Raw genomic sequence first — 26,633 nt, 5'->3', positions numbered from 1 at the left:
ACTTGCTGGGGTCAGGGGCTGCAGGGCACGATCAGACGCGCCGCTTCGCCTCCTGGATCGCGCGATCGAGCTCCTGCACGCGCTGGTCGACGCCCTTCTTCACCTGATCGAGGTTCGTGCTCGTGGCGGCGTCGAGGTCGCGCAGGCTCCTGCGGACGGCTTCGGACTTGTCCTGGAGCTCCCTCACCATGCTGTCGACCTCGTCCTTGGACAGCTTCTTCTCGGCCCTGGCACGGAGCTCGGCGACGTCCTTCTCGAGGCCCTCGATCTTGCGCGTCGTGGACGCACGCACGTCCTCGCGCGCCTTCAGGAGCTCCGCCTGGGCCTCCACGGTCTTTTCCTGGGCCTCCAGGGCAGCGTTGTTGAGCTTCTCCGCGGCCTCCCGGAGCGCCTTGTCGGTCTCCCGCTCGGCCCGCTGGTCGATCTCGGCGACCTTCTTGTCGAGGTCGGTCGCGACCTCCGCCGCCTTCTGCTCCGCCTCGCGCTGCGCGCGCTCGGCCTTGGCTCGCGCGTCTGCTGGGGACTCGCAGCCCGCGAAGACGCTCATGACGATGGCGATAGGAAGGAATGTACGGACGGTCAGCATGATGATCTCCTCCGGTCTGCCGCTCTGGCCCGACCTTGCGCCCGGGCAAGAGCCCGGCACGACACGAAAAGCCCCATCGAAGCTGCCCGGGATCGATCTCCCGGCGCCCTGGATGGGTCTCTCCAGGGCCTATTGCGACCGGCGTGCCATGCAGAACCGCGGAGACCGCCCGCCCCCGGCGAGACATATCGCCCCGATCGTGGCCTCCGAGCACGTGCAAGCCGACATGGATGACACAGGGGCGTCAGGTCGGGGCGCGGCGGCCGAGCGCGAGGGAGACGACCGCCAGGACGAGAAAGATCACGAAGAGCAGCTTCGCCACCGACGCGGCGCTCGCGGCGATGCCGCCGAAACCGAAGATGGCGGCGATGATCGCGACGAGAAAGAACGCAACACTCCAACTGAGCATGATAACCTCCAGATCGGGTGAATGGGTGTTCCAGGGTCTCGAACCAGCGGAGTTGCAGCCGCCGTGCCGCGACGTCTCATGTTGACCCACGCGTCGATCAAGACGGCTGATCCTCCCGAGGCCCCACAGCCCGCTTCAGGCGCCGTCGCACGGCCGGAGCGGACGAAGGCGCTGCGGCAAATTGCCTCGTTCGTGACGGCGCGCGCCGCACATCGCCGCGAGCACCGGCCGTCCGAGCTCGGCACAGCGCTTGCTCACACCTCGGCTTGTGCGCGCGCGTGGAAAATCGAGCTCGGCTCAGCACCCATGTCGAGGCCGATCTCGACGGAGGACCGCGGGCGGCTGTCCCGTGAAAGCAGCGGTCGCCCGCCCGTCGCCGCGCGGGGTGCGCTGGCGGGGCGCCTTGTGGCGCTCGGCCAGCTCGCCGAATATGTCGTGCTCGCTGACGCCCCCCGCGTCCCGGGTCACCCGGGGCCGCCCCCCGCTGGCTGCCCGGGCCCCTGACGGCGATGCCTGCCGGGATGGGCCCCACGCCGCGAACGACCCGATCATGACGATCCCGATCTCCACGCTCATCAGGACCCGCCGCGAGGCCATCATCGAGCGGTTCGTCGGCGAGCTGCGCAGGCGAAGCTCGGCGGTGCGCGACATGCCCAAGCCCCTGATCATCAACTCGCTACCGAGCTTCCTCGACGAGGTGGCCGCCAGCCTGGAGAAGGGAGCGTCCACGAGCGGCAGCGACGAGGCCGCGCGCGAGCACGGGGAAATGCGCTGGGAGAACGGGTTCAACCTGGACGTGATGGTCCGCGAATATGGCGTTCTCCGGCGATCCATCCTCCGCGAGCTCCAGGAGGCGGGGAGCACGCCGAGCCTGAGCGAGGTCGAGGCGCTCTCCGAGCGCGTGGATGCGGGGATCGCCCAGGCGGTCAGCGAGCACACCCGGCTCCAGCTGGCGGCGCTCGAGACCGAGCGCAAGCGCACCGAGCTGGAGCGGGGCAGGAGCGGCTCGCTGCTCGCCCAGGCGCCCGCGCCGATCTGTCTCCTCAGGGGCGCCGATCTCGTCTTCGAGCTCGCGAACCCGCTCTTCTGCCAGATGGTCGGCCGCGACGATCTGCTCGGCAAGCCGCTCGTCGAGGCGGTCCCGGAGCTCCGCGGGCAGGCGCTGCACGCGCAGCTCGAGGCCGTCATGGCGAGCGGCTCGCCGAGCGTGGGGAGCGAGATCCCCCTGCGGCTCATGCACTGGACCGGCGAGGTGGTGGAGCGGCTGTACAACGTCCTGTGCAATCCGGTCCACGACGTGAGCGGCGCCGTGGAGGGCGTCGTGGCGACGGCGTTCGAGGTGACCGAGCAGATCGGCGCGCGCCGCAAGGCGGAGCGCCTCGCGCTCGAGCTCCAGCAGAGCGTGACCCAGCGCCTGCGCGCGGAGCAGGCGCTCCGCGTGAACGAGGAGCGCTTCCGCAAGGCGCTCCGGGGGTCGCCGGTCATGGTGTTCAACCAGGACCGGGACCTCCGCTACACGTGGATGCACAACTCGTTCGGCAAGTCGGAGCGCGAGGTGCTCGGGAAGACCGACGCCGAGGTGCTGGAGGACCCGGACGCCGCGAGGGCGCTCGACCGGACGAAGCGCGAGGTGCTGTCCAGCGGGGTCGGCCAGCGGCGCGAGATCGCCCTGCACGCCGGCGGGCGCACGCAGCACCTCGACATCTCGATCGAGCCGCTGACCGACGACGCGGGCGAGATCGTCGGCATCACCTGCACGGCGACCGACATCACGGAGCGGAAGTCGATCGAGCAGGCGCTGCGGGCGAGCGAGGCGAGGTTCCGCACGGTGAAGGAGGCGTCGCCCGACGGGTTCATGATCCTGCGCAGCGTGCGCGACGCGTCCGGGGCGATCTCCGATTTCGAGTGGGTCTACGTGAACCCCGCCACGGGGCCGATCGTCGGCGGCCGCGGCAAGGATCTCGAGGGCAAGCGAATGCTGGTGGAGATGCCGGGCAGCTCGCTCGCGAGCGCCTTTGACACGTACGCGCACGTGGTGGAGAACGGGGAGGCTGCCCGGATCGAGCTCTTCTGCGCGCACGAGGGGGCGCCGCAGACGTTCCGCGCCATCGCCGTCGCGCTGGGCGACGGGGTGGGCGTCTCGTTCCACGACATCACCGAGCAGAAGCGCTCGGAGGCCGAGCGCGCCCAGCTCCTCGAGCAGGAGCAGAAGGCGCGCCAGCACGCCGAGCAGCTGAACAAGCTCAAGGACGAGTTCCTCGCGACCGTGTCGCACGAGCTCAGGACGCCGCTCCAGTCGATCCTGGGCTGGGCGCGGATCCTCCGGACGGGCGAGGTGGACACCGAGTCGCTCGAGCGGGGGCTCGCCACGATCGAGCGCAACGCGAAGGCGCAGTCGCAGCTCATCGAGGACGTCCTCGACGCCTCGACGATCATCGCGGGGAAGCTGCAGCTCCGCACCGACCCGGTCGACGTGCGGCAGGTGCTCGCCACGGCGCTCGATCTCGTGCGACCGGCGGCGCTGGCGAAGGGCGTCACGGTCAACGCCTGGGTCGTCGAGGACGTGGGTATCTTCATCGGCGACGCCGATCGGCTCCAGCAGATCGTGTGGAACCTGCTCACGAACGCGGTGAAGTTCACGCCCTCGGGGGGGCAGGTGCGGGCCTCGGCCCGGCGCGTCGACGCGATGCTCGAGGTCGAGGTGGAGGACAACGGCGAGGGGATCCCGAAGAGCTTCCTGCCGTTCCTGTTCGAGCGGTTCCGGCAGGCGGACGGGGGGGTGACCCGGGCCCACGGCGGCCTGGGGCTCGGCCTGGCCATCGTGCGGCACCTGGCGGAGGCCCAGGGCGGCAGCGTGAGCGCGGCGAGCGACGGAGAGGGCAAGGGCGCGCGCTTCCGGGTGCAGCTGCCGATCCGCGCCGAGGCGCACTCGGCGCTGCCGTCGCCGCAGCGCCGGGGCAGCGACTCGCCGGGGGGCGCCGCGCGCCGCATGCTCGAGGGTATCCGGGTGCTCGTGGTCGACGACGAGACCGACGCGCGCGAGCTGCTCGGCATCATCTTCGTGCGCGCCGGGGCCTCGGTGAGCGAGGCGGCCTCGGCCGGCGAGGCGCTCGAGGCGCTCCGCGCGGACGAGTTCGACGTGCTCGTGAGCGACATCGGCATGCCGGGTGAGGACGGTTACGCGATGATGCGGCGGCTGCGCGCGCTGGGGGCCGAGGTCCCCGCGAGCGGCATACCGGCGCTCGCGCTCACCGCGTACACGCGCATGGAGGACCGCCGTCAGGCGATCGCCTCCGGCTTCCAGATGCACCTGGCCAAGCCCATCGAGCCGAGCAGCCTGGTGACGGCGGTGGCGCACCTCGTCGGCCGCGCGGGCCCCCGCGGCAGCTGGCCGTAGCCGGCGCCCCGGCGGAGCGCGCGCCGTCTGGCGCGGGCGGCCGTCATGGGCACCCGAGCCCACGTTATCTCCACTCGGCTCTTCCCGGCGCCGCAGGCCCACGTTAACGTTGGCCGCGCGAAGCAGGCCGGTCGCGGTTTCTCCGTCCCCCGGAAACGAGTGAGCCGGCCTCCAGCTCCGTCGTCATCGCCCTGCGCCACGTGCAGCGGTGCTCTCGTATGCTATCGACGGGCCAGCGTTTGCCCCTCAACGAGGACGAGGATGGACGGCAAAATCCTGAACATTATTCTGGTAGAGGACGACACCGTCGACGTGATGAACGTCCGGAGGGCGTTCGAGAGGGGCAAGATCACGAACCCCCTCTGGGTCGCGGGCGACGGGGTCGAGGGGCTCGATCTGCTGCGCGGCACCCAGGTGCCCAGAGACCGGCGCCTCGTCCTGCTCGACCTGAATATGCCCAGGATGAACGGCATCGAGTTTCTCCGGGAGCTCCGCTCCGACGCCGCGCTGAGGGCGACGCCTGTCGTCGTGCTGACCACCTCGAACGACGATCGGGACAAGGTGGACGCGTACGATCTGAACGTCGCCGGCTACCTGCTGAAGCCGGTGACTTTTCTGAGCTTTGTCGAGCTCATGACGGCGCTGAACCGGTACTGGACGCTCGTGGAGATGCCTTGAGCCATAGGTCGGTTCGTCTCCTCGTGGTCGACGACGACACGGTCGATCGGATCGCGATCTTGCGAGCGCTGCGGAGCGGCCGCGTCGACGCCGAGATCCGGGAGGCCGATTCCGTCGATTCGGCGCTCGCGGTGCTGTACGAGCAGCAGATCGACTGTGTGCTCCTCGATTTCTACCTGCCCGGGGGCGACGGGCTCACGGTGATCGAGGCGGCGCGCAAGGCGAAGCTCACGGCGCCGTTCATCATGCTGACCGGGCAGGGCGACGAGTCGCTGGCGGTCGATCTGATGAAGCGGGGGGCGGCGGACTACGTGCCGAAGAACCTGCTGACGCCCGAGCGGCTCGTGCAGAGCCTGCGCTACGTCCTCCGGCTGAACGAGGCGGAGCGCCGCGAGGACGAGGCGCGCCGGGCGCTCGCTCGCCACGCGAACCAGCTCGCGCAGCTCACCGAGGCGACGCTGCGCATCCACCGGTCGCTCTCGCTGAACGAGCTGATCCAGCGCACCACCGAAGAGGCGCGCGCGCTGCTCGACGCGAACGTGGCGGTCGCGCGGCTGGCCTCGCGGGGCGTGGCGCAGCGGCCTTTGACGGGCCTCTCGATGTCCGAGGAGTACGCCGCGCGGGAGGACCGCGACAGCATCCGCGAGATCGCGTGCGGCCTGATCGAGCGGAGGAGCACGAGCGTCCGGCTGACGGGCGACGAGATCGCGAGCGATCCCACGTGCGCCGACGTGCTGTCGCGCGCGCCGGCGGAGCTCTACCCGCGCTCGCTCGTCGCGGCGCCGCTGCGCGGGAGGGACGGCCAGTGCATCGGGAGCATCCAGCTGCTCGACCGGCGCGACGGGCCGTTCGTGGAGAGCGACGAGGTGCTGCTCACCCAGCTCGCGCAGTCGGCGTCCGTCGCCCTCGAGAACGCGCGGCTGTACAACGAGGCGCAGGCCGCGACGCGCGCCCGGGACGACCTGCTCGCGATCGTGTCGCACGACCTCCGGAACCCGCTCAACACGATCGCGATCACGGCGTCGCTGCTGCGGAGCGATCTGCTCCAGCGGAAGGACGGCGAGGAGGACGACGCCGTCCAGCTCGTCGACCGGATGGACCGCGGGATCCAGCGCATGACGCGGCTCATCGAGGATCTGCTCGACGCGTCGCGCATCGAGGCGGGGCGGCTCGTCGTGTCGCCGCGGGTGGAGCGGGGCGGGGCGCTCGTCCGCGAGGCGCTCGAGGCCGCCGCGTCGCTCGCCGAGGCGAAGGGCTGCCGGGTGACGCAAGGGCCGCTCGACGCGGGCCTGGAGGTCCTCGCCGACCGGGACCGGGTGCTGCAGGTCTTCTCGAACCTGCTCGGCAACGCGCTGAAGTTCACGCCGAAGGGCGGCGTGGTGAGCGTGTCGCTCTGCCGGGTCGCCGATCTCGCGCGCTTCTCCGTGGCCGACACGGGCCCGGGCATCCCGCCCGAGCATCAGCCTCACCTCTTCGATCGCTACTGGAAGGCCTCGCAGGAGTCGCGCACCGGCGCGGGGCTCGGCCTGTACATCGCGCGCGGCATCGTCGAGGCGCACCACGGGACCGTGGCGGTCGAGAGCACCCCGGGCCAGGGGACGACGATCCACTTCTCGGTGCCCCTGGCGAGCTGAGCGCCCGTCATCGCGTCGCGCGTCGACGCGCGCGGTCCTCTCATCCCGCCGAGCCCGTCTCCGCATCCGCGCGCTCCCCCGGGGCGCCCGGCGCTCCCTGCCGATGCGTCAGCCGGTAGAGGACCGGCAGGACGACCAGCGTGAGCGTGGTGGAGGAGAGGATCCCGCCGATGACGACCGTCGCCAGCGGGCGCTGCACCTCGGAGCCGGTGCCGGTGGCGAGCGCCATCGGGACGAAGCCGAGCGCCGCGACGAGCGCCGTCATGAGCACGGGGCGGAGCCGCGCGATCGAGCCGTGGAGCACGGCGTCGTCGAGCGCCTCGCCGCGCTGCCGCAGGTTCTCGATGAACGTCACCATCACGAGCCCGTTCAGCACGGCGACCCCCGAGAGCGCGATGAAGCCCACGGCCGCCGAGATCGAGATCGGGAGCCCGCGGCCCCACAGCGCGAGGATGCCGCCGGTGAGCGCCAGCGGGACGCCGGTGAAGATCAGGGCGGCGTTCCTGAGCGTCCCGACGGAGAGGAAGAGCAGGCCGAAGATCAGCCCGAGCGCCAGCGGGACCACCACGGCCAGGCGCCGCTCGGCGGCGAGCAGGTTCTCGAACTGGCCGCCCCAGGACATCCAGTAGCCCGGCGGGAGCTTGATCTCGGCGTCGATCCGCTCCTCGGCGTCGGCGACGAAGCCGCCGAGGTCGCGGCCGCGCACGTTGCACTGGACGACGACGCGGCGCTTGCCGCTCTCCCGGCTGACCTGGTTGGGGCCCTCTTCCACGCGGAGGCTCGCCACGGCGCCGAGCGGCACGAACGCCGCCCGGCCGGGCGCCCGCGCCGACGCGGCGAGGGTCGGACCGCTCGGGCCGGGCGCGTGCGCCTGCGTGCCCCGGAGCGGGATCGGCAGGCGCTCGAGCGCCCCGATGTCGCGGCGGATGACGTCGGGGAGCCGGAGCACGAGATCGAAGCGCTTGTCGCCCTCGAAGACCTCGCCGGCGCTCACGCCGCCGATCGCGGCCTCGACGACCGCCTGCACGTCGGCGACGTTGAGCCCGTAGCGCGCCACCATGCGCCGATCCACGTCGATGGTCAGCACCGGCAACCCCGTGACCTGCTCCACCTTCACGTCCGCCGCGCCCGGCGTCGCCCGCAGGAGGGCGCCGATCTTGCTCGCCTCTTTCAGCATCACCTCGAGGTCGTCGCCGAAGACCTTGATCGCGACGTCGCTCCGCACGCCGCTGATGAGCTCGTTGAACCGGAGCTCGATCGGCTGGCTGAACTCGTAGTTTTGCCCCGGCAGCTCCCGGATCACCTCCTCGATGGCCCCGGCGAGCTCCTCCTGCGTCGCCGCCTTCGTCCACCCGCTCCGGGGCCTCAGCATCAGGTAGGTGTCGGAGACGTTCGGGCCCATCGGATCTGTCGCGACCTCGGCCGTGCCGGTCCGGGCGAAGATGTGCTCGATCTCGTCCGGGAACCGCTCCTTGAGCACGCGCTCGAGCTGCGCCTGCATCGCCACGCTCGTCGTGAGGCTGATCGAGGGGATGCGGGCGGGCTGGAGCGCGAGCGCGCCCTCGCTCAGCCTGGGCGCGAACTCGCGGCCGAGCCCAGCGGCGACCAGGCCCGAGGCGACGAGGACGACGCCGGCGGCGGCGACGACGAGCGGCTTGTGGGACAGCGCCCAGGCGAGCCCCCGGCCGTAGGCGCGCTTCGCGTGGTGGAAGAGGAAGTTCTCCTGCTCCGACACCCGGCCCGTGAGGAGCAACGCCACGAGCGCCGGGACGAACGTCATCGACAGGATCGTCGCCCCCGCGAGCGCCAGGACGACGGTCTGCGCCATGGGCCGGAACATCTTCCCCTCGATGCCCGTCAGCGTGAGGATGGGCAGGTAGACGATCGCGATGATGAGCTCGCCGAAGATCGTCGCCTGGCGGACCTCCTGGGACGCGTCGTAGGCGAGGCCGAGCCGCTCATCCCGGGTGAGCGCGCGCCCGAGCCGGCGCTGCTCCTCGGCGAAGCGGCGCACGCAGTTCTCGACGATGATCACCGAGCCGTCGACGATGAGCCCGAAGTCGATGGCGCCGAGGCTCATCAGGTTGCCGCTGATCTTGCCCTCGACCATGCCGGTGACGGCGATCAGCATCGAGAACGGGATCGCCAGCGCGGCGATCAGCGCGGCCCGGAGGTTCCCGAGCAGGAGAAAGAGCACCACGACGACCAGCGCGGCCCCTTCGAGCAGGCTGGCCCGCACGGTGCTCAGGGTGGCGTCGACGAGGTAGGTGCGGTCGTAGATGGTCTTGACCGTCACGCCCTCGGGCAGGGACTTGTTGACCGCCTTCATCTGCTCGTCCACGCGCCTGGAGACGGCGCGTCCGTTCTCCCCGACGAGCATGATGGCCGTGCCGATGACCGCTTCCTCGCCGTCCTCGGTCGCCGCCCCCGTGCGCAGCTCCCGGCCGACGCCGACCTCGGCGATGTCCTCGATCCGGATCGGCACCTCGCCGTGGTCGCCGACGATGATGCCCCGGATGTCGTCCTCGCTCTGCACGAGGCCCGTGGCGCGGACGAGGTACTGCTCGCCCTTGTGCTCGATGTACCCGCCGCCCGCGTTGGCGTTGTTGGCCGCGAGCGCCTCGAGCACATCGCGGAACGAGAGCCCGTAGCCGACGAGCTTCGCCGGGTCCGGCGAGACCTGGTAGAGCCGCTCATAGCCGCCGATCGAGTTGACCTCGGTGACCCCTGGCACGGTCCGGATCTGGGGCCGCACGATCCAGTCCTGGATCGTGCGTAGATCGGTCAGGTCGTACGGCTGCCCGTCGGGCCGCCGGGCGTCCGGCGCGGCCTCGAGCGTCCACATGTAGATCTCGCCGAGGCCGGTCGCGATCGGGCCGAGCTGCGGCTCGCCGAGCCCCGGCGGCAGGCTCTCCTTCGCGGCGCCGAGGCGCTCGGCCACGAGCTGCCTGGCCCAGTAGATGTCGGTGTCGTCCTCGAAGATCACCGTCACCTGGGAGAGCCCGTAGCGGGAGAGCGAGCGCACCTGCTGGACGCCCGGGATCCCGCCCATGGCCCACTCGATGGGAAAGGTGATCTGACGCTCGACCTCCACGGGGGAGAGCGCCTTCACCGAGGTGTTGATCTGCACCTGGACGTTGGTGATGTCCGGGACCGCGTCGATCGGCAGGCGCGTGAAGTTGTAGGCCCCGAGCGCGCCGACCGCGATCGTGAGGGCGACGACGAGGAAGCGATGGCGCACCGAGAGCGCAAGGATCCGCGAGAGCAAGGTGAGCATGGGGCCGGCGCGCTCCTCAGTGCTGGTGGCCGGCCTCGGACTTGCCGAGCTCCGCCTTGAGAATGAAGCTGTTCTTGCCGGCGTAGCGCTCGCCGGCGGCGACCCCCGCCAGGATCTCGACGACCAGCGCGTGTTCGACGCTCGGGGCTCCGGGTCGCCTGTCGGCGCCCTTCGCCCCGAACTCAGGTTCGACGCTCGGGGCTCCGGGTCGCCCGTCGGCGCCCTTCGCCCCGAACCCCAGCGCGCCGCGGCGTCCGACCTTCACCGGGCGGATCTCGAAGCCGCCGCCCGCCTCGACGAAGACGACTTCCCTGCCCTCGATCCGCTGGATCGCCTCGTCCGAGACGACCACCGGCGCGGCCACCTCCTCGATGGCGATGTCGGCGGTGGCGAAGAGCCCGGGGCGCCAGGCTGCGCCCGGGCTCTCGAGGACGACGCGGGCCACGGCGGAGCGGTTCTGCTCGTCGACGACCTGCCCCAGGTACGCCAGCGTGCCCTGCGCGGCTTGCTCGATGCCCTCGGCCTTGACCCAGGCCGTCTGGCCGACCTGCACGCGGCTGAGATCCTTGGCGTAGACGGTGACGTTGACCCAGATCGTGGACAGGTCGGCGATGACGAAGACCTGGGTGTCCTCCTTGAGGACCTCGCCGATGGCGATGTGCTTCTCGATGAGGGTGCCGTCCATCGGGGCGACCAGCGCGTAGCCGGTGCCCCGGGTCGCGCCGGAGCCTGCGGTGGCGCTGAGCTTCTGGGCGGCGCTCCGGTGCTCGATCCGCGCCTCGGCGACCGCCTGCTTGGCCGCCAGGTACTCCTTCTCGGCCGAGATCCGCTCCTTCCAGAGCGCCTCGTGGCGCGTGAAGCTCGCCTCGGCGAGGGAGAGGCGCTCCTTGGCCGCCAGGAGCTCGCGCTGGAGCTCGGCCAGCTCGCGGCTGTCGAGCACGGCGAGCACCTCTCCGCGCTTCACCGTGTCGCCGAGCTGCTTCTTCACCTCCCGCGCCGTCCCCGGCACCCGGGGCGTGACGTGCGCGATGGCCTCGGCGTTGAGCGCCACCTCGCCGGGCAGCGTGACCGTCACGGCGACCTTGCCCGGTCCGGCGGTGAGGATCTCCAGCCCGGCGTTCTGGATCATCGCGGGCGAGAGCTCGAGCCTGCCGCTGCCGTGGGCGTGCGCTTCCCCGGCCTCGTGCGCCGGCTCCTTGCCCTCGTCGTGCGCGTGGTCGTCGCCTTCGCCGTGCGCGTGGTCCTTGCCCTCGCCGTGCGCGTGATCCTCGCCCTCGTCGTGCGCGTGCGCTCTCTCGCTTTTGCCGTGGTGGTGCCCGTCCTCGTCTCCGTGGCCGGCCTCGGGGTCGTGCCCGTGGCGTCGATGCTCGATGAGCACCGTGAGGGCGACGGCCGCGACGACGAGCGCCAGCACCGCCGCGGCGATCACGGCGACCGCCTTCGGCGAGAGCTCGATCTTCCGCTGGGGAGCGCTCATCGGAGCGCCCTCCCCGCCGCGACAAGGAGCTCGATCTTGGCCGCCGCATGGGCGTGCTCGGCTTCCAGCAGCGCCGCCTCGGTCTCGATGACCTCGCGGCGCACCAGGAGGACGCTCGCGAGATCCTTCTCGCCGAGCTCGTACCCTCGCGCCGAGATCGCGGCCGCCTGCTCCATGAGGGTGGCGGTCGGTGCGAGGGCCTGGAGCGCCTCCTTCGTCGCCCGGTAGCGCGCGTACAGCTGGTGAATCTGGCCCACGGCGCCGGCCCGCGCGGCGTCGGCGCGCGCCCGGGCGACATCGATCTCCGCGGCGGCCGTCGCGGCGCCGGCCCGGTTGGCGTTCAGGATCGGCAGCGGGACCGCGAGGCCGAGCATGCCGATGTTCGCGCCGTCGTCGTGTTCGACCTGGGCGATGACGCTGACGGTCGGCCACCTGGCCGAGCGCTCTCGCTCCGCCCTGGCGCGCGCCGCACCGACCGACGCCTCGGCGGCGCCGACATCGGGGCGCCGCTCGACCTCGCCGAGGCTCGACGCGAGCGCCGGCGGCTCGCCGGGAGGCACGAGCGGCCCCTCCACCGGGAGGCTCTGCGCTCCCGGCGAGGTGAGGCCGAGCAGGGCGAGGAGCGCGGCCCTGTCGGCGTCCCGCGTGCCTTCCGCCGCCTTCGCCGCTGCGACGTCGCGTCCTTTCTGGAGCAGCGCCAGGGCGACGTCGACCTCCGGCACCTCGCCCGCCCTGCGCTGGCGCTCCGCCGCGGCGTGGAGCCGCTCTGCGAGGGCGACGCGCGCGCGGGCGAGCTGCACCTGCCGCTCGTCCCGGAGCACGAGGGCGTGCTGGAGCAGGGCGGCGAGCAGGACGCGGCGCCGGCCGTCTTCGGCCTGGATCTCGGCGGCGCGCTGCTCGGCCTTCGCCGCGGTGATGCGCCCGCCCCGTTGACCGCCGAGCTCGATCGGCCACTCGATGGACGCTTCAGCGGCGGCCGGCTTGCTCCCGTCGGGGTTGAGCCGGACGCCGCCCATCCCGGTGAGCACGGGGTTCTCGAGCGAGAGCACGCCGGCCGCCGAGGTCGCGGCGCGGGCGACGCCGGCCTCGGCCGTGGCCACGCGCGCGCTCGGCGCTGCGCGGGCGAGGTCGGCGACGCGGGCGCGGGTGAGGGGCGGCTCCGCGGCGTGCATCGCCGCAGGCGCGAGCAGCAGGAGGAGCAGGAGGCCAAGGGCGATCGAGGAGGCGACGAACGGACGACGCACGCAGGGACGGAGCATGGACGGGCAGCCCTCGAGCGCGTGGAGCGCTCGCGCGAAGAACCGCGGTTGTGCCCGGTCAGGATCGCGCGAGGGGGCCGAGCGCGGGGCGGCGTGGCGCGGGGGCGCTCATGCGCCCGAGCGCGGCTGCCGTGCTCGTCGATGCGATGCCTGACGCGGGCGCCTCAAGCGCGCGGGCGTCGGGGTGGCCGTTCGAGGCGGCAGGTGGGGCAGCGCCCTGGCATTTCCGGCGGCGTCGATGCGGCGATCTCGTACGCCTCGAGGAGGAGGTAGGGCGGCACCTCCTCCAGGGCCAGCGTCATGGGGATGCGGCCACAAGCGCAGTCGTTGCAGCTGGGCGGACAGTCGTCGTGCGAGCTGTCCGGATGCCCGTCCTCCGCGTCATGGGCGGAGGACGACTCGAGCATCGGGTGCTCGCAAGCGATCGCCACGCCGAGCGCCTGGAGGGTATGTCCCTGGGCCAGGAGGCCGACGACGAGGAACACCGAGAGCGCGGCGCAGATCCAGCGAAGGATGGCGCTGCGGTTACGGTGGGGTCGCCGGACGCGGAACATCCGCCACGAGGGTGGAGGAGGATGCGACGACCGTCAAGGAGGGCCCGCGCCTCGCAGAACGCGGGGACCGAGCTACCGCCGGTCGGAGGGTAGGGGTCCAATTTGAACATGAGGGCGTGAAGGCAGGAAGAAAAGACCACGGATCTTGCTGCCTTCACGCCTTGATGTGAGCTCTCTCTGGGCCAACGTGACCATTGCCTGAGCGCGAGCCGCATAACGAACCCCTGAAGGTCGGGCTCAATCCGGACTGGCCCCTTTCGCGCGGGCCAACTTACAGGCCGTTCAACGCGAGTCCATCGCGCATCGATGAGGATCGAACAGAACACATCCCATCTCGGGACGCCGTCCTCGGTGCATTGGGTGAAGGAACGCGGCGCGGGGCGGGACGGCGGGCTACGGCCGCTTCAGATCGGGTTTACAAGAGGCAGCGGCGCGTCGGCCTTCTTCTTCGCCCGGCGCGCAGACTCGGCCCGGCGCCGCCGCCCATAGGCGCTGGTCACCTCGCGCACGATGTCCGGCCGGTCCCGGAACACGAACCGCGCCGCCGCGCGCACCGTCGCCATCCGGGCATTCAGGAGCCCGATCACCTTGTTGCGGAGGACGAGCGCCTCGCGCGCCTTTTCGCCGAGCCCGGCGCTCTCGGTGGGGTGCGCCCGGAGCCCGGCCGCGAGCTCCTTGGCCTCGTCGAGCATGGCCACGTCGAACCCGCCGAGGCCGTCCATCGCCTCGCGGTGGGGCGCTGCGAGGGCGGCATAGTCGTCCAGGGCCAGCGCGAGCGCGTCGGCGGTGGCGGGGTCACCCGCGTGGGCCTGTCCGAGCTTGGTGAGCCTCGCGTCGTTCGCATCCTCGACGCCATCGTCGAACAGCCACTCGAGCGTCGCGGTGATCTCGTCGAGGACGACCTGCCCGCGCTCGAAGGGGCTCGCCTTCTTCGGGTCCACGGCGAGCAGATAGAGCGTGCCCGCCTCCACGGCGGCGCGCTGGAGCGAGAGGATCTCCTCGCCGGTCTTCGCGGTCAGGGCGTTCCCGTTCTTCTTCTTGCTCGCCGCCATCTCGAGGCCGCGGCGCACCACCTTCCCGTCCTTCACCTCCGGTTTCCAGTAGCTCTTGTGGAACCTCGCGACGTCGACCGCTTCACCGAACAGCACATGAAGGGGCACGGAGAGGGAGAGCTCGTTGGTATCCGGAGAGGCGAGCGCCTCGTTCATCCACAGGTCCAGATCGGTCCTTGCTTTGGGCATCGGAATCTCCTGATGTGCCGAGGGATTGTTCTTGGGGAGAGTGCCTCTCCCCAAGCCTTCTGGCTAACAGACGGAAGCGACGAGCGGCAAGAGCGCTCGACCGGGAGCCCCGAGGAGAGCAAGAATACGGCGGCGGCGAGGGCGCCGTGCTGTCCAGGACGTTCTCGGCACTGTCCAGGAACCCAGGCGCGCCGTCCAGGAATGGGCACTCCCGTCCAGGAACCCAGGCGCGCCGTCCAGGAACCCAGGCGCGTCGTCCAGGAACCCAGGCGCGTCGTCCAGGAACCCAGGCGCGTCGTCCAGGAAATGGGCACACCCGTCCAGGAACCCAGGCGTGCCGTCCAGGAAATGGGCACCCCCGTCCAGGAACCCAGGCGCGTCGTCCAGGAAATGGGCACCCCCGTCCAGGAACCCAGGCGCGCCGTCCAGGAAATGGGCACCTCCGTCCAGGAAACCGGCGGCGCCGTCTGCCGCATCCAGCCAACGGGCACATCTTGACGGCGCCATCGGCGCTCGTCCGGGTCCCGTTGCTCGTCCGAGGCACGCCCGTGCTCCCCGCGGCCATGGCGGTCCATGACGCGCGAGCTCGGCCATGTCGCGGGCGTCGAACGGCTCGACCGCGGCGAGGTCCTCTGCGCGTCGAACAGCCCGATCGCGCGCCACGGCAGTGAGCTGCCCCTCACGGTAAGGCCATGGTTCGCCAGCTCCACGCCGTCGCGCTTGTACACCACGCCGGTCGGTGAGCGGCGCGGACGCGGAGGTCGAGGCGCACATCGGCGAGACGGATCCATCGTCGTTCACCAGTACGCGTTCGGCGAAATCAAGAACCATCGTGCGCGGCGCTGCGCGAATTCCTGGGCGTGGACTGTTCGCCAACCAGAGGGTTGACGAACACGCCTGCCGCGCAACCGACTGCGAACATGCGCACGCCCTGGATGCTCGAAGTGTAGTTGCATTCGACTCGCCGAGTTTCTCCTTGACGCCCACGCCACACCCCAAGAAAATAGTTCGTGCCCCGACAGCGCTCGTCGCGATCTGGCCAGGGCTTCCGCCATGTCCACGCGCTCACACGGCAAGGTCTGCCTGCTCTGCGCTTGTCCGCTCGTCGTTGTCCCGGCGCCGGCACAGGCACTCGACGTCAGCGTTGGCATGAGTGTGGGCGGGATCCAGGTCGAGACCGAGCCAAAACTTGCGGTGAGTCCCTTCGTCGGGTGGCTCTGGCGCAGAGAGAAGGACTTCCGGATCGAAGTCCAGAACATGCTCAGCATCGTCCCAGGGGCGCGTGTAGGGGTCTACGATCGAACGGCCGTCGCTCTTGGATACGTCACGGAGACAGGCAACGTCAGTCTTGGGCCGTCCCTGGCGATCTACGCGATGCCCGTGTGTGGTGACACATGGTGTGACAGCGTGGTGGGTCTTGCTCCTGGTGTTCGCACACAGTCCGATTGGTACTTTGCTGGGCGCCTGGGCGCGTCCGTGAGCGCTAACGTAGACTGGGCTGGCGGGAGTAGCCGATTTCTTCCAGGTAGCTGGGTTGTGATGGTTACAGCTGGGCCTGTTTGGAGATTTGGTGGGGAGTCTAAATGAACAAGCTGCTTGCTCTTCTATGTTTCGGTCTCGCGGGGTGCAACTTCGATGTCGGGGATTGCTACCTCCGGAGTGAGGGCGAGAGCGGTGCCGGCGGCATCATCATCACCGCGACAGGGGTCGGCGGCTACGGGTTCGGCCAGACAGGGGCCGGCGCCTTCGGGCCCGTACCGCTGGAGACGCAGGACATGGATCCGCCTTCTCCTCCAGTCTGCAACATCGCGAGCCAGACACCATGCGAGGAAAAATGCGAGGCGGACTCCGAGTCTGACAATATTCAGTGTGGAAAGATCGAGAACGAAGCGCAGCGGACGGCGTGTCGAGATGGCGCGCACACTAGATACAAGAGCTGTCGAGAAGGTTGCGAGCTGACGAGTAATCGCAGCTGCAATGAGAAGTGGCAGGATTGCATGGACCGCGGTCCGTGGTCTTGTGCAAGACCAGGGTCTGGAAGCGAAGGCACGAAGTGTCGGAGCTGCTTTAAACGGTGCGAGTCTGGGGATCCTCCATCGCCGGAGTGCAAAAAGTGTTTGTTCTGAGATTTCAATGACTATTCACGTCACTACAAATGAGGACATTCGGAAAGCGATCCGGCGCGGGCTTCGCCTTCCTGTGCGTTTCGTGGGCGATAACATGCTGGAGGGGCCGTGCGCGTCCGTGCCCGAAGACCATTGTGAGCGGCGGTGCGATTATTGGAACCTTCGTGGACGGGAAAGGACACGATTCCGTTCGCGGTTTCATGATGTTATCGATGCGTTGAAATCGCAACAGAGAATCGTCGTATGGACGTCCGGGTTGTGGAGCGATAGGCTGATGCTGTGGGCGCTCTGCGCGTGGAGGCTCCGCTATCGGCCCGAGCACCCGGATCTCGACATCGTCGTCCTGGGGGATGCGCCGGAGGATGGGTTTAGCCGTGGATTCGTCCACGTGAAGCCGGCTGACGCGCGCCGCGGTCTGGACGACGCGCGCGCTCTATCTCGGACGCGCGTCCAGCACATGGCGCGCTCTTGGCGAAAGGTATCCGGTCGGTCTCCGGTCCTGTCCACCGAGGGCGGGCGCGCAGATCGAGCACGGAAGGATCTCGTAGAGCTGGGCACCCACCAAGCGGCATTCTTTCCTCGGGTGGACGGTAGCACGCTCACCCTATCTCGGATTGACGAGCTCTTGTTCTCGTGTCTCGGCAAAGACTGGTCGACGCCCGTGGACGTATTAATGCACCGTTCATCGGCTGGCGCAGAGCTGCTTAAGTATTGGATGATACGCATCAGCGATTGCTATTTTGCCATGCGGCTGCGCCAGTGGGCCGAGCACCGTGGGGCCGAGGCCGCGCTGGAGAGTGTGCCCTATAGGACGGACAGACCACCTATGCTAGAGGCTCGCTATAGGTTGACGGCTGTCGGTGATGAAATAAAGCGACACGGTCTTGCAGACATCGCCCAAGGACCACCGCTGCCCGTGTGGGGTGTCACGGCGTACGACCCGCGGGCTCCCTGGGTCGTGGTGGACTACGGCACAGCTCACCAGCGCATCCAGCGACTTGAAGAGCCCGCCACGCAGGACGCGGAATGACGCGGCGAGGCGCGCGAGCCCCTCGATGGCGCCCTCCGGCGACGCGCGCGCACTCCCAAACTCGTATCGTGACCGGGGCGGGCGGCTCCGCGGCTCGATGATCAACGGCTCGGCCGCGGCGAGGGCCCATGCACGTCGCCCCCCCGACCGCGCGCTACGGCAGCGTCGTGTCCCTCACGGTAAGGCCATGGTTCGTCAGTTCCACGCCGTCGCGCTTGTACACCACGCCGGTCGCCACATCGGTCATCGCGCCAAGGCCGAGCTCTCCGTAATCGACCTCGATCCGAGTCCAATAATGCCCAGAATCGTTGCGCTCGGTTGGAACGTCGGTGCTGAACGTGGCGCCCGTAAACAGGTTCTTCAGGTAGTACGTCGCCGTGTCCGGCTCCGGCACATCGGCCCTGTCGGGGTCGATCCCGGCGGAGAGGTTGACCAGTACAGCGTCATCGGACGAAATGTGCTCGTAATAGGCGAGCGGCGCGCCTCGCTCGAGGCCGATGGCTCGCGAGATGTTGTTGTCCGGCCAGCTGGCCAGCAAGAAGAAGCTCGTCGTGTAGCGCTCCTCGCAGCCGAAGCCCACCTCCCCGGCGGACAGCGCCACCGACCAGTAGGTGCGGTCCGCCTCGTCGTGCACGAGATCCCAGCCTCTGAGCGTGCCAGCGGGCATGTCCCATGCGACGAACACGATGCGCTCGACCCGCGGCCACGCGGGGTTGGTCCCCGGCGGCCGGAACGGGGGCCAGTAGAGCTCGGGGAGCCAGAGGTCGTCCTCGCACAAGAGACCACGGTCCCAAAGGCTCGAAGCCAAGTCGTAAGTGTCCCTGCTGTGCCCGGCGCGCGCGAGCAGCTCCGCGACGTCGGGGGGAGGGGGGTCGGCGCAGGAGACCGCCGCGAACGCGACCATCGCGAGACCAACGAGCTTCGACCGCTTCATCCGTTCCTCCTCGGCTCCCTGGGGAAAACTGCCCACGTCGATGGCCAGCCCATGTTCGCCCGCGGGTCCAGGGACGCTCGGGCTCGCCCCAAGCCCATGTCACGGGCGCCGGACAGCTCGGCCGCGGCGGGTCCTCCGCGCGCCGAACCGCCCGACCGCGCGCTACGGCAGCGTGGTGTCCGTCACGGTAAGGCAAAGGTTCGTCAGCTCCACACCGTCGCGCTTGTACACCACGCAGGTCGCCACATCGGCCATCGCACCAAGGCCGAGCTCTCCGTAATCGACCTCGATCCGAGTCCCGCTATTCGGAGAATCGCCGTCGGTTGGAACGTCGGTGCTGAACGTGGCGCCCGTGAACAGGTTCTTCAGGTAGTAGGTCGCCGTGTCCGGCAACGGCACGTTGGCCTTGTCGACGTCGACCCAGGTAGACGAGCGGACCAGGACATCGTCGTCGGACACGATCCTCTCGTAGAAGGCGTCTCGAGGGGCTCGCGGGAAGCCGACGGGTCGGGAGATGTTGTCGTCCGGCCAGCTGGCCAGCAAGAAGAAGCTCGTCGCGTAGCGCTCCTCGCAGCCGAAGCCCACCTCCTCGGCGGGCAGCACCGCCGACCAGATGCGGCGGTCCGCCGCGTTCCGCACGAGATCCCAGCCTCGGAGCGTGCCAGCGGGCATGTCCCATGCGACGAACACGATGCGATCGAGCCGCGGCGGCCCGAGCGGGGGCCAGGAGACCTCGGGGAGCCAGACGTCGTCCTTGCACACGAGATCATCGGGCACGAGGCTCGTCACCAAGTCATCGTCGTTCCTGCTGCGGCCGGCGCGCGCGAGCAGCTCCGCGACGTCAACGGTCGCGACCTCCACGGGGAGAGGCTGGTCGCCCCCGTCGCCGCCGCAGGAGACCGCCGCGAGCGCGACCATCGCGAGACCAACGAGCGCCGACCGATTCATCCGTTCCTCCTCGGCTCACTGGGGAAAGCCGGCCACGCCGAGGGCCAGCCCATCGTCGCCCGCGGACCCAGGGACACTCGGGTTCGCCCCCAGCCCGCCCTTGCCGCCTGTTCCCACCTTGGGCTCAGGCCCCGTCACCCCCGGGAGCGATGCTCCCACCACGGCGATGGCGATCGAGGGCCCGCCCTGCCCTCCGCCGCCGTGCCCGCCGTTGCCCCCTTTGCCGCCGTCGCCGCCGGAGCACCCGAAGGGCGAGCCGCCGAAGCCCTGCCCGCCGGGCGCCCCGAGCCCAGGCGCCCCGCCGATCTGGAAGAGGCCACCATCGCCGCCATCGCCGCCTCGCGCGGCTTCGATCTCGGTGCCGTGGAGGTCCACGCGCGCGCTCAGGATCAAGATGCCGATGCTCGCGCCCCCATGGCCGCCGCCGCGGCCGCCGTGCCCGCCGCAGCCGCCCGAGCCGCCGGAGCCACCGCCCGCGCCGCCGGCCATGCGCGGGGTGCCGCAGAACATCGCGCCGGCCCGCGTGCCACCCCCGCCGCCGCCCCCCTGCCCGGGGAGCCCGTCGCCGCCGTCGCCGCCGTTCACCCCGAGGTAGAGCCCCTGCGGGTCGAACGTGCCCAGGCCTCGCGCGCCCAGCCCGTTCGCGCCGTCAAGCCCGTTCGCGCCGGTTTGCCCAGCCAAGCAATCGTCGGTGCTGGTGGCCCCTCGGCCACCGAGGCCGAAGCCGCTGGGGTTCGGGATCGGCATCAGCTCGCCGTCGCCGCCGGGCGCTCCGTGGTCGATCGTTCCATCACCGCCCCATCCGCCGAACGAGTCCCCTTGCTCACAGGCGCTCTGCACCGGGTCGGCGCCGGGCACGAAGTCGCCGGTACACGCGTCCTGCCCGAACCGGCCGTGGCGCCCCGCCCAGGCCGGCGTCTGCTTCGGCTCGCCCGGCGCGCCGTCGCGGCCCCGCGCGCCGTCGCCCGCGAGCAGCGCGCCGCGGTGCAGGGTGACCCCGGCGCCCTCCAGCACGATCGCCGCGATCGAGGAGCCGCCCGGCGCCGTGGCCGGCGCCGCCCGTGCCGCCAGATCGAAGACCGTTGCCGTGGCGCCGGCTTCGAACGCGAGCGGGACTTCGTCCGGCCCGGGCTCGATCACGGTGTTGCTCCCGCCGCCGTTGTGGATCCACTTCCGCTTGCACCCGAACCCGCCCCAGATCTCCAGGGTCCCGCGGACGCGCACGGCCTCGGGGAAGCGTTCGCCACAGGCATGGATCCTCGGACGCCGCTCGGGCTTCTCGGCCAAGAGCTCGATGGCCCGCGCGATCGTCTTGACGGGGGCGATGCTCGTCCCCTCGTTCCCATCGTCACCGAGGCTCGAGCTGACGAAGACGCCGCACGCGTCCGTTGCCTCCAGGTCCGCCTGGGGCTCGTCGGGACAAGGCGGCTCCTCGGCGGCCGGCGGCGGTTCACAGCGCAGGCGAGGCCCGCAGGGGACCTCCGCGCAGCCGGCGCCGAGGGCGCAGGAGGCCAGGATCAGGACCACGGCCCCCGTGAAGGCAGAGCGCCGCGAGCGCGTGCGCTGGAGGGGTCGCGGCATCGAGGTCACCTTACCAGACCCCGTTGAACGAGATGCCAGCCTGATCGCCGTTGATCATCGGCACCACACGCACAGGACGACGCCGGCTCCGCTCGACGCCATCGTAGATGAACGAGCCGACCGTCGCGGCGGCGACGACACCCGCGCCGATGAAGAAGCCTGTCGCGACGTCCCGGGCAATCTCGTGCGCATCATAGAAGTCGTTGATCTCAGCGCATGTCACGGCGTGCTTGGACGAAGGTGATGCGCAGATCCAGGAGCTGTCGTCGTTGTTCCGCCGGAGCCCCGCGGCGCGCCGCTCTGCCTCTTCGCCGTACTGCGCCGCGAGACCCGAGGCGACGAGGCCCCCGGTGAGCGCGAGCGCGGTGACGCCGATCCCACAGATCCGCTGCGCGCCCGCCATCCCGTCGAACGGCCCAAGCGGCTCCGGTTGGGTCAGGGGCTTGGCCGGGAGCCTGGCCACGGCCTTCCTGGGGGTCACGGGCTGGGTCGAGGCGCGAGCGGGCGCCGGCGCCTCCTTGGGCCGCTCGACGAACCGGAGCACGACCTGGACAGCCTTCCCCTTGTCCACCTGGACGGTTTGCTCGACATCGAGGAAGCCGGGAAGCGTGGCTTTGATCGTGTGCGCGCCGGGCTCGACGTACACGTAGCCGGTCGTCGACGCGTCCCTGTCCCGGACCTTCCCGCTGATCGTGACCCGCGCGCCCTGATGGCTCAAGTCGAAGTCGATCTGGCCCACCTCGCGCCGGGCTCTCTCGAGGCCGTCCGTGTAACGGTGCCGCTCGGCGGCCGTTCCCGCACCCGGATCCTTGAGGCATCTGTCGATGGCCATGGCGGCGTCGACGCGCCGCCGGAGGGCGAGCAGCGCCATTCCCCATTCGCAGCGGACCCTACCGCCTGCGCCAAGCCTGTACGCGAGGTAATAGGCCTCTTCTGCCCGCTCCCATCTTCCCTGGTTGCGGGCGGTGTCTCCCACGCGGATCAGCGCCTGGAGTTCGGCGTTGGGCACGCCCTCCACCTTCGCCGGAGACCCTCCATCGTCGAGCCGAGGTGGGGCGGCACGGCTTGGCTCAGCGACAGCCAGGCTTGCAGCAAGAAACAACAGCGCCGCCACGCAAGATGGCGTGATCTGAGCCTGCGACACGCACTCTCGTAGGATGCACAACCGCATGGCTCACCTCGCGCTATCGACGGAAGCTGCCGCCGTATTGGCTTACCCAGCGCGACGTCGTTTCACTGGTCACCGATAACACCCTCTCGCGGCACGGCGGTCAAGCGCCTGTCGCGTCCATCGCGCGCCGCTTTTGCCGAGAGATCTTTCCGCACGAGCGTCCGAAGTTCTCAGCACGATTGGCGAAATCGACCGTGGCGAAATCGTCTCCGACGATCAACCGCCAGGGCGAGGCCTTCGCGCGCAGGCCGCACCGCATCGCCGAGGCTGAGCAGCTCGGCCGCGGCGAGGTCCTCTGCGGCCTCGCGACGATGCGCCCGCCCCCGGCCGCCTGGCGGCCGGAGGTGTCATTCGGCGCCCCCCCTCGCCCGAGGGCATGGGCAGCCCGCGGGCGTCGCCGTGCGTCCAGCTGGACACACGCGACCGCTCAACCGTGCCAGGGCAGGCCGTCGAGGCTCAGACGCGATCTCCAACACCGAGCGGCGCCGTCGAGACACAACGACGGCGCCGGTGGTACTCCACACGAGCTGTGCGGGAACGCACTCAGCCAGGTGCGCACAAGGATTGGAGAACGATGCGTCGAGTGAGAGGCAGTGCGAAGGGGGGGACTTGAACCCCCACGGTGTTACCCGCTAGCACCTCAAGCTAGTGCGTCTGCCAATTCCGCCACCTTCGCGAGTGCGTTGCGGGACGGAACCTACCCAGCTGGCCAGGGAAGTCAAGCTAATCCTCTCGGAGCCATCACACGGCGCGGTTCTCGCGCCGCCCAGCGCAGCGTGCCGGCCGAGCGGCATCGGCGGCGGCGACCCTCCCTCGGTGCCCGGCGCGGCCCGAGGCGCGACCCTCAGCGGACGAGCGCCTCGACGATCTCGCGGATTTCGAACGGCTTGCGCACCCAGGACACGCCGGAGCTCGCAGGGAGGGGAGCGGCGATGGCGCTGCCGGACATCACCACGAGCCGCACGTCGGGGTTGGCCCTGCGCACGGCGGAGACGGTGCCGAGGACGTCCTGCTCGATCGGCGAGATGTCGAGCAACGCTGCCTGGAACGGACCGGACGCGAGCGCGCCCGGCAGCTCGACCGCGCTCTGGACGCTGACGATGCTCGCGCCGCGCGCGGTGAGCGCCGTGTCGAGCAGATCCACCACCGCGTCGTCGTCCTCGACCACCAGGATCCTCACGCCCTCGAGGACCGCCCCCGGAAGCAGCGACGTCCTGCTCCGCGGCACGGGCGGCGCCTCCTCGGCCTCTCCGACGCCAGACGGGCTGTCGGCAGGCGCGAAGCCCTCGATGGGCCAGCGCAGCTCGAAGCGGGCGCCCTCCTCCGACGGGACGAGCGTGAGCGCGCCGCCGGCGGCGCTGGCCAGCGCCGCCGAGTGGCGGAGACCGATGCCCGCCCCGCCCGGACGCGTCGAGACGCCGGAGCTCAGCAGCGTCGCGCGGCGCGACGGCGGCACCCCGGGCCCCTGATCGGCCACGCCGACGATCACCGCAGCACCGTCGAGCCTGGCGTCCACGCGCACAGCAGAGTCGCGGGGCGAGAGCGCGACGGCGTTGAGCAGCAGGTTCGTCAAGATCTGCACCACCGAGGCGCCGTTGCTCACGCAGGTCCGCGCGACGGCGGGATCGATCGCCGCGCGGAGCGCGATCGCCGAGCGGCGCGCCTCGGAATCGAGCCCGGTCACCGCGTCGTCGATGACCTCGGCGAGCAGGCGCGTCGGCTCGCCCAGCGGCGTCGACGCGACCTCGCGGTCGCCGGCCGGACGCCCCTCGGCGCCGGCGCCGATGGCTCGCCGGATCAGGCGGCGAGCGTCGCGCGCCCGCGACACGGCGACGCCAAGCGCACGGCTCAGCTCGGGGCCCTGCTCGCCCTGGGCCCGCTCGACGCAACCCACGATGACCGTGAGCGCATTCGAGACCTCGTGCAGCGCGACCGCGAGCTCGTGCGCGGACGGCAGGGACGTCGCGCTCGCGCGCTCCTCGTCGGTACGCTGTCCCGGATCGCCGCGCAGAGGAGGCGCGAAGGTCAGGCCATCCTCTGTTGAAGGCTCCGATATCCCACCGCGCGTCGGCTGCGCCACGGGCGTTAGCCTATCTCGCTCCGCGCTGAGCTGGTACCGCCCTTTTTCGCTCCGACTTCACCGCGACGTCGACGGGGGGAGCGGCAGGACGTAGGAGCCGTCGGGCGCCGACCGGGTCTCGCCGACCTGGATGACCCCCGTGAACGTGCCCTGCGCGGCCTTGCTCTCGACCGGAAGCCAGGCCACGACCGCGGCGTCGCCGAGCCGGTCGCCCGACGCGTCGCGGACGATGCCCTGGAGCACGGCCGGGTACGACATGGCGAGCTCGAAGTCGGTGACCGCAGCGTCCGTCGCAGGGACCACGAGGCGCGGCCGGACGAGCCACGGGTAGGCGGAGCCCGGCGTCGGCCGGACCGAGAAGTCGAACTCCCCCGGGTCGGCGTCGATGGAGAACGCGCCGTTGCGCAGGACCCCGGACGCCTGCCGGGGCAGCAGCGGCTCGGGCGTCAGCACCTGGTGGAGGTAGGTCGTGACCTCGCCGAGGGAGGGGACCGCGAACACGCTCGCGCCATCCATCCACTCGCCCTTGGGCCCCTGGACGCGGCCGCGCAGCGTCCCGGCGTCCGGGAGGACGACCGACTGACCGCAGTAGCAGTCGTCGCCGGCGGCGAATTTGAGCGGCTGCCTGGCTCTCGCCTTGGTGGTGTCGTGGATCGGCTGCGCGAAGACGACGTACTCGCCAGGCGGGAGGTCGGCCCGGAAGAGGCCGTTCGCGTCCGTCTCGGTGTCCAGCTTGTAGGCGGCGGTCGGAGCCTGGTCGATGTTCGCGCTCTGGATGCGGACGGCGGAGGGCACCGGGTTTTCCATCGTGTCGAGCGTCCGGCCCTCCACGCGGCGCGCCGCCGCGTCGAGCTGGAGCAGCGAGAGGGCCAGGTTCGCCGTGGATCCATGGAGCGCTACCCCCTCGAGCTCCCAGTAAACCGTCGGCCGCGGCTCGCCGTCCGTGGGACGCAGGCGGATGAGCGGGATCTCGTCCTTGTCGGGCCAGTAGAACTTCACGCTGAACTCGACCCGCGATGCGGTCCCCGGCGGGGTCGGCTCGCCTTGCTCGAGGATGCCGACCTGCGAGATGACGCTGCCCGTCTGCGGCTCGACGAGATCGAGCTTCCACCCGTCGACGCTCACGCCCGCCGGCACCTGCAGGCTGCCTTGAAGCACCGCGGGAGGCTCGGCGTTGATGCCGAGCGTCCATTGCTCGGGGACCAGCTGGCTCGGCAGGAAGATCGGCGGGGGGACGTCGCGGCAGTCGCTGCGCGCCTGCGGGATCAGGTAGAGATGGTAACTGCCGGCAGGGATCGCGAGCTGGAGTCTCTGGGCGTCGCCGTTCGGCTCCGAGAGCGTCGAGTAGCTCTGCGTGGGCAGGCCCAGGACGGGCGCGATGCGCCGGAACTCGGCCTTCACCGGGAACTGCCCGCCGGTGAGGCCATCGCAGTAGGAGCCGCCCAGGCGCAACGTGACCTCCACGCGCGCAGGCGGGGGGATCCCGAGATCGAGGGAATGCACCTGTCCGCCGGGATCGTCAGGTGGGAAGCGGCCGCCGACGTCGACGTCGAGGAGATGGGAGACCTCCGCGCCCACCTCGCGCGAGGCGCGCGGCCGGATCTCCAGGATGAGCCCATCCAGGCGCGCGCTGGTCGAGACGCACGCGCGCTGCCCGCTGACATCCGCGCAGGTCGCCCCCGGACCACACTCCGCCGAGCTGTCGCAGGCGTTCGTGGGGCCGGAGTCCATGGACTCGAGGGGAATGCTGCAAGCCACCGAGGCCGGCAGGCAGGCAAGCAGCAAGGCACGCACGGCGGGTCGCGAGCTCACAGGGGCCCCCTCGCCGAGAGCGCGACGCGCTCGGCGCCGAGCGCGCCCCCACGCCGTCCCGGCGCGGTGAGGGAGCGCGACGGCTCCGCCGGGACGCCGGCGATCGGCAGCGGTCGAGCTGAGGAGAACAACACGCGGTGCCCGAGCGGGTCCGCACCCGAGCAGGCGCAGGGAAACATCACGCCAGAGAAAGAAGGCGATGTTCGTGCCAGCTTGCCACCGGCGTTCCGGGCAGCGCGAAGCGCGCCCGCTGTCGGTTGAGCAGCGCGCAACCGGCGGCGGGGCTCTGACAGCGCTGTCGCGTTGAGGCGGACGCGTGGAGGTGGCCAGGCCGCAATCGTCGCGGCGGAGTGAAACGTGGGCGTGCACACGGGAGGCCTCGGGTGGATGGGGTGCAACAGGGTCCGTGCCGGTGCCGCGGGGCGCGCGGTCCGGGGCA

17 protein-coding genes and 1 tRNA gene are annotated in these 26,633 nt (G+C 70.7%); 4 read left to right on the top strand and 14 right to left on the bottom strand.

Features of this window, described 5'->3' with window-relative positions; translation table 11 throughout:
* Positions 1 to 31: 31 nt before the first annotated feature.
* Entirely contained in the window at positions 32 to 586 is a 555-nt protein-coding gene (locus WME75_RS44410; protein ID WP_437484132.1) for a hypothetical protein, read from the bottom strand.
* A gap of 244 nt (positions 587 to 830) precedes the next feature.
* Positions 831 to 995 (bottom strand): DUF1328 domain-containing protein, encoded by a 165-nt coding sequence (locus tag WME75_RS44405; RefSeq protein ID WP_437484130.1) that lies wholly within the window; start codon positions 993 to 995, stop codon positions 831 to 833.
* 550 nt (positions 996 to 1,545) lie between these two features.
* On the opposite strand from WME75_RS44405, the gene WME75_RS44400 reads away from it, so the two are divergent.
* From WME75_RS44400 to WME75_RS44390, 3 genes are all read left to right on the top strand, one after another.
* The gene (locus WME75_RS44400) at positions 1,546 to 4,392 is read left to right on the top strand and encodes a hybrid sensor histidine kinase/response regulator (RefSeq protein WP_437484128.1); all 2,847 of its coding nucleotides are present in this window, start codon (positions 1,546 to 1,548) and stop codon (positions 4,390 to 4,392) included.
* A gap of 261 nt (positions 4,393 to 4,653) precedes the next feature.
* Positions 4,654 to 5,070, top strand: coding sequence for a response regulator (locus tag WME75_RS44395; protein ID WP_437484126.1), 417 nt, complete (start codon positions 4,654 to 4,656; stop codon positions 5,068 to 5,070).
* Positions 5,067 to 6,704, top strand: coding sequence for an ATP-binding protein (locus WME75_RS44390; RefSeq protein ID WP_437484124.1), 1,638 nt, complete (start codon positions 5,067 to 5,069; stop codon positions 6,702 to 6,704). Before WME75_RS44395 ends, WME75_RS44390 begins: the two co-directional genes overlap by 4 nt.
* Before the next feature lie 40 nt (positions 6,705 to 6,744).
* On the opposite strand, the gene WME75_RS44385 is transcribed toward WME75_RS44390, so the two are convergent.
* The 5 genes from WME75_RS44385 to WME75_RS44365 all read right to left on the bottom strand — a co-directional run bounded on the left by WME75_RS44385 (position 6,745) and on the right by WME75_RS44365 (position 14,512).
* Positions 6,745 to 9,981, bottom strand: a complete 3,237-nt coding sequence (locus WME75_RS44385; protein WP_437484122.1) for an efflux RND transporter permease subunit — start codon at positions 9,979 to 9,981, stop codon at positions 6,745 to 6,747.
* 16 nt (positions 9,982 to 9,997) lie between these two features.
* The gene (locus tag WME75_RS44380; protein WP_437484120.1) at positions 9,998 to 11,458 is read right to left on the bottom strand and encodes an efflux RND transporter periplasmic adaptor subunit; all 1,461 of its coding nucleotides are present in this window, start codon (positions 11,456 to 11,458) and stop codon (positions 9,998 to 10,000) included.
* Positions 11,455 to 12,717 (bottom strand): TolC family protein, encoded by a 1,263-nt coding sequence (locus WME75_RS44375; RefSeq protein ID WP_437484119.1) that lies wholly within the window; start codon positions 12,715 to 12,717, stop codon positions 11,455 to 11,457. Before WME75_RS44375 ends, WME75_RS44380 begins: the two co-directional genes overlap by 4 nt.
* Before the next feature lie 164 nt (positions 12,718 to 12,881).
* On the bottom strand, positions 12,882 to 13,271 hold the full coding sequence (locus tag WME75_RS44370; RefSeq protein WP_437484117.1) for a hypothetical protein: 390 nt from the start codon (positions 13,269 to 13,271) through the stop codon (positions 12,882 to 12,884).
* Positions 13,272 to 13,675: 404 nt separating this feature from the next.
* Positions 13,676 to 14,512, bottom strand: coding sequence for a hypothetical protein (locus WME75_RS44365; RefSeq protein WP_437484114.1), 837 nt, complete (start codon positions 14,510 to 14,512; stop codon positions 13,676 to 13,678).
* A gap of 573 nt (positions 14,513 to 15,085) precedes the next feature.
* On the opposite strand from WME75_RS44365, the gene WME75_RS44360 reads away from it, so the two are divergent.
* Positions 15,086 to 15,400, top strand: coding sequence for a hypothetical protein (locus tag WME75_RS44360; RefSeq protein ID WP_437484112.1), 315 nt, complete (start codon positions 15,086 to 15,088; stop codon positions 15,398 to 15,400).
* Between the two features lie 2,422 nt (positions 15,401 to 17,822).
* Here the strand turns inward: WME75_RS44360 and WME75_RS44355 are convergent.
* The 7 genes from WME75_RS44355 to WME75_RS44325 form a co-directional block, all read right to left on the bottom strand.
* A complete protein-coding gene (locus WME75_RS44355; protein ID WP_437484110.1) occupies positions 17,823 to 18,602 on the bottom strand; it encodes a hypothetical protein in 780 nt (259 codons plus the stop codon).
* 162 nt (positions 18,603 to 18,764) lie between these two features.
* On the bottom strand, positions 18,765 to 19,550 hold the full coding sequence (locus tag WME75_RS44350; protein ID WP_437484108.1) for a hypothetical protein: 786 nt from the start codon (positions 19,548 to 19,550) through the stop codon (positions 18,765 to 18,767).
* A gap of 15 nt (positions 19,551 to 19,565) precedes the next feature.
* Entirely contained in the window at positions 19,566 to 21,131 is a 1,566-nt protein-coding gene (locus WME75_RS44345; RefSeq protein ID WP_437484107.1) for a hypothetical protein, read from the bottom strand.
* A 10-nt stretch (positions 21,132 to 21,141) separates the two neighbouring features.
* Complete coding sequence (locus WME75_RS44340) at positions 21,142 to 22,140, bottom strand: PEGA domain-containing protein (protein WP_437484106.1); 999 nt, start codon at positions 22,138 to 22,140, stop codon at positions 21,142 to 21,144.
* 756 nt (positions 22,141 to 22,896) lie between these two features.
* Positions 22,897 to 22,978, bottom strand: a tRNA-Leu gene (locus WME75_RS44335).
* 168 nt (positions 22,979 to 23,146) lie between these two features.
* Positions 23,147 to 24,382: a hybrid sensor histidine kinase/response regulator gene (locus tag WME75_RS44330; RefSeq protein ID WP_437484105.1), complete on the bottom strand. Its 1,236-nt coding sequence runs from the start codon at positions 24,380 to 24,382 to the stop codon at positions 23,147 to 23,149.
* Between the two features lie 57 nt (positions 24,383 to 24,439).
* Positions 24,440 to 26,113: a carboxypeptidase-like regulatory domain-containing protein gene (locus tag WME75_RS44325; protein WP_437484104.1), complete on the bottom strand. Its 1,674-nt coding sequence runs from the start codon at positions 26,111 to 26,113 to the stop codon at positions 24,440 to 24,442.
* Positions 26,114 to 26,633 lie beyond the last annotated feature (520 nt).

The sequence above is a fragment of the Sorangium sp. So ce1014 genome (genome assembly GCF_051521505.1).
Lineage (GTDB): Bacteria > Myxococcota_A > Polyangia > Polyangiales > Polyangiaceae > Sorangium.
The sequence above is the reverse complement of the archived record's forward strand: the minus strand, read 5'-3'. Positions and strand labels throughout refer to the sequence as shown.

Coding starts and splice junctions, on each gene's coding strand:
- WME75_RS44410 (WP_437484132.1), bottom strand. CDS start 586: ATGCTGACCGTCCGTACATTCCTTCCTATCGCCATCGTCATGAGCGTC.
- WME75_RS44405 (WP_437484130.1), bottom strand. CDS start 995: ATGCTCAGTTGGAGTGTTGCGTTCTTTCTCGTCGCGATCATCGCCGCC.
- WME75_RS44400 (WP_437484128.1), top strand. CDS start 1,546: ATGACGATCCCGATCTCCACGCTCATCAGGACCCGCCGCGAGGCCATC.
- WME75_RS44395 (WP_437484126.1), top strand. CDS start 4,654: ATGGACGGCAAAATCCTGAACATTATTCTGGTAGAGGACGACACCGTC.
- WME75_RS44385 (WP_437484122.1), bottom strand. CDS start 9,981: ATGCTCACCTTGCTCTCGCGGATCCTTGCGCTCTCGGTGCGCCATCGC.
- WME75_RS44380 (WP_437484120.1), bottom strand. CDS start 11,458: ATGAGCGCTCCCCAGCGGAAGATCGAGCTCTCGCCGAAGGCGGTCGCC.
- WME75_RS44375 (WP_437484119.1), bottom strand. CDS start 12,717: ATGCTCCGTCCCTGCGTGCGTCGTCCGTTCGTCGCCTCCTCGATCGCC.
- WME75_RS44370 (WP_437484117.1), bottom strand. CDS start 13,271: ATGTTCCGCGTCCGGCGACCCCACCGTAACCGCAGCGCCATCCTTCGC.
- WME75_RS44365 (WP_437484114.1), bottom strand. CDS start 14,512: ATGCCCAAAGCAAGGACCGATCTGGACCTGTGGATGAACGAGGCGCTC.
- WME75_RS44360 (WP_437484112.1), top strand. CDS start 15,086: ATGACGCGCGAGCTCGGCCATGTCGCGGGCGTCGAACGGCTCGACCGC.
- WME75_RS44355 (WP_437484110.1), bottom strand. CDS start 18,602: ATGAAGCGGTCGAAGCTCGTTGGTCTCGCGATGGTCGCGTTCGCGGCG.
- WME75_RS44350 (WP_437484108.1), bottom strand. CDS start 19,550: ATGAATCGGTCGGCGCTCGTTGGTCTCGCGATGGTCGCGCTCGCGGCG.
- WME75_RS44345 (WP_437484107.1), bottom strand. CDS start 21,131: ATGCCGCGACCCCTCCAGCGCACGCGCTCGCGGCGCTCTGCCTTCACG.
- WME75_RS44325 (WP_437484104.1), bottom strand. CDS start 26,113: ATGGACTCCGGCCCCACGAACGCCTGCGACAGCTCGGCGGAGTGTGGT.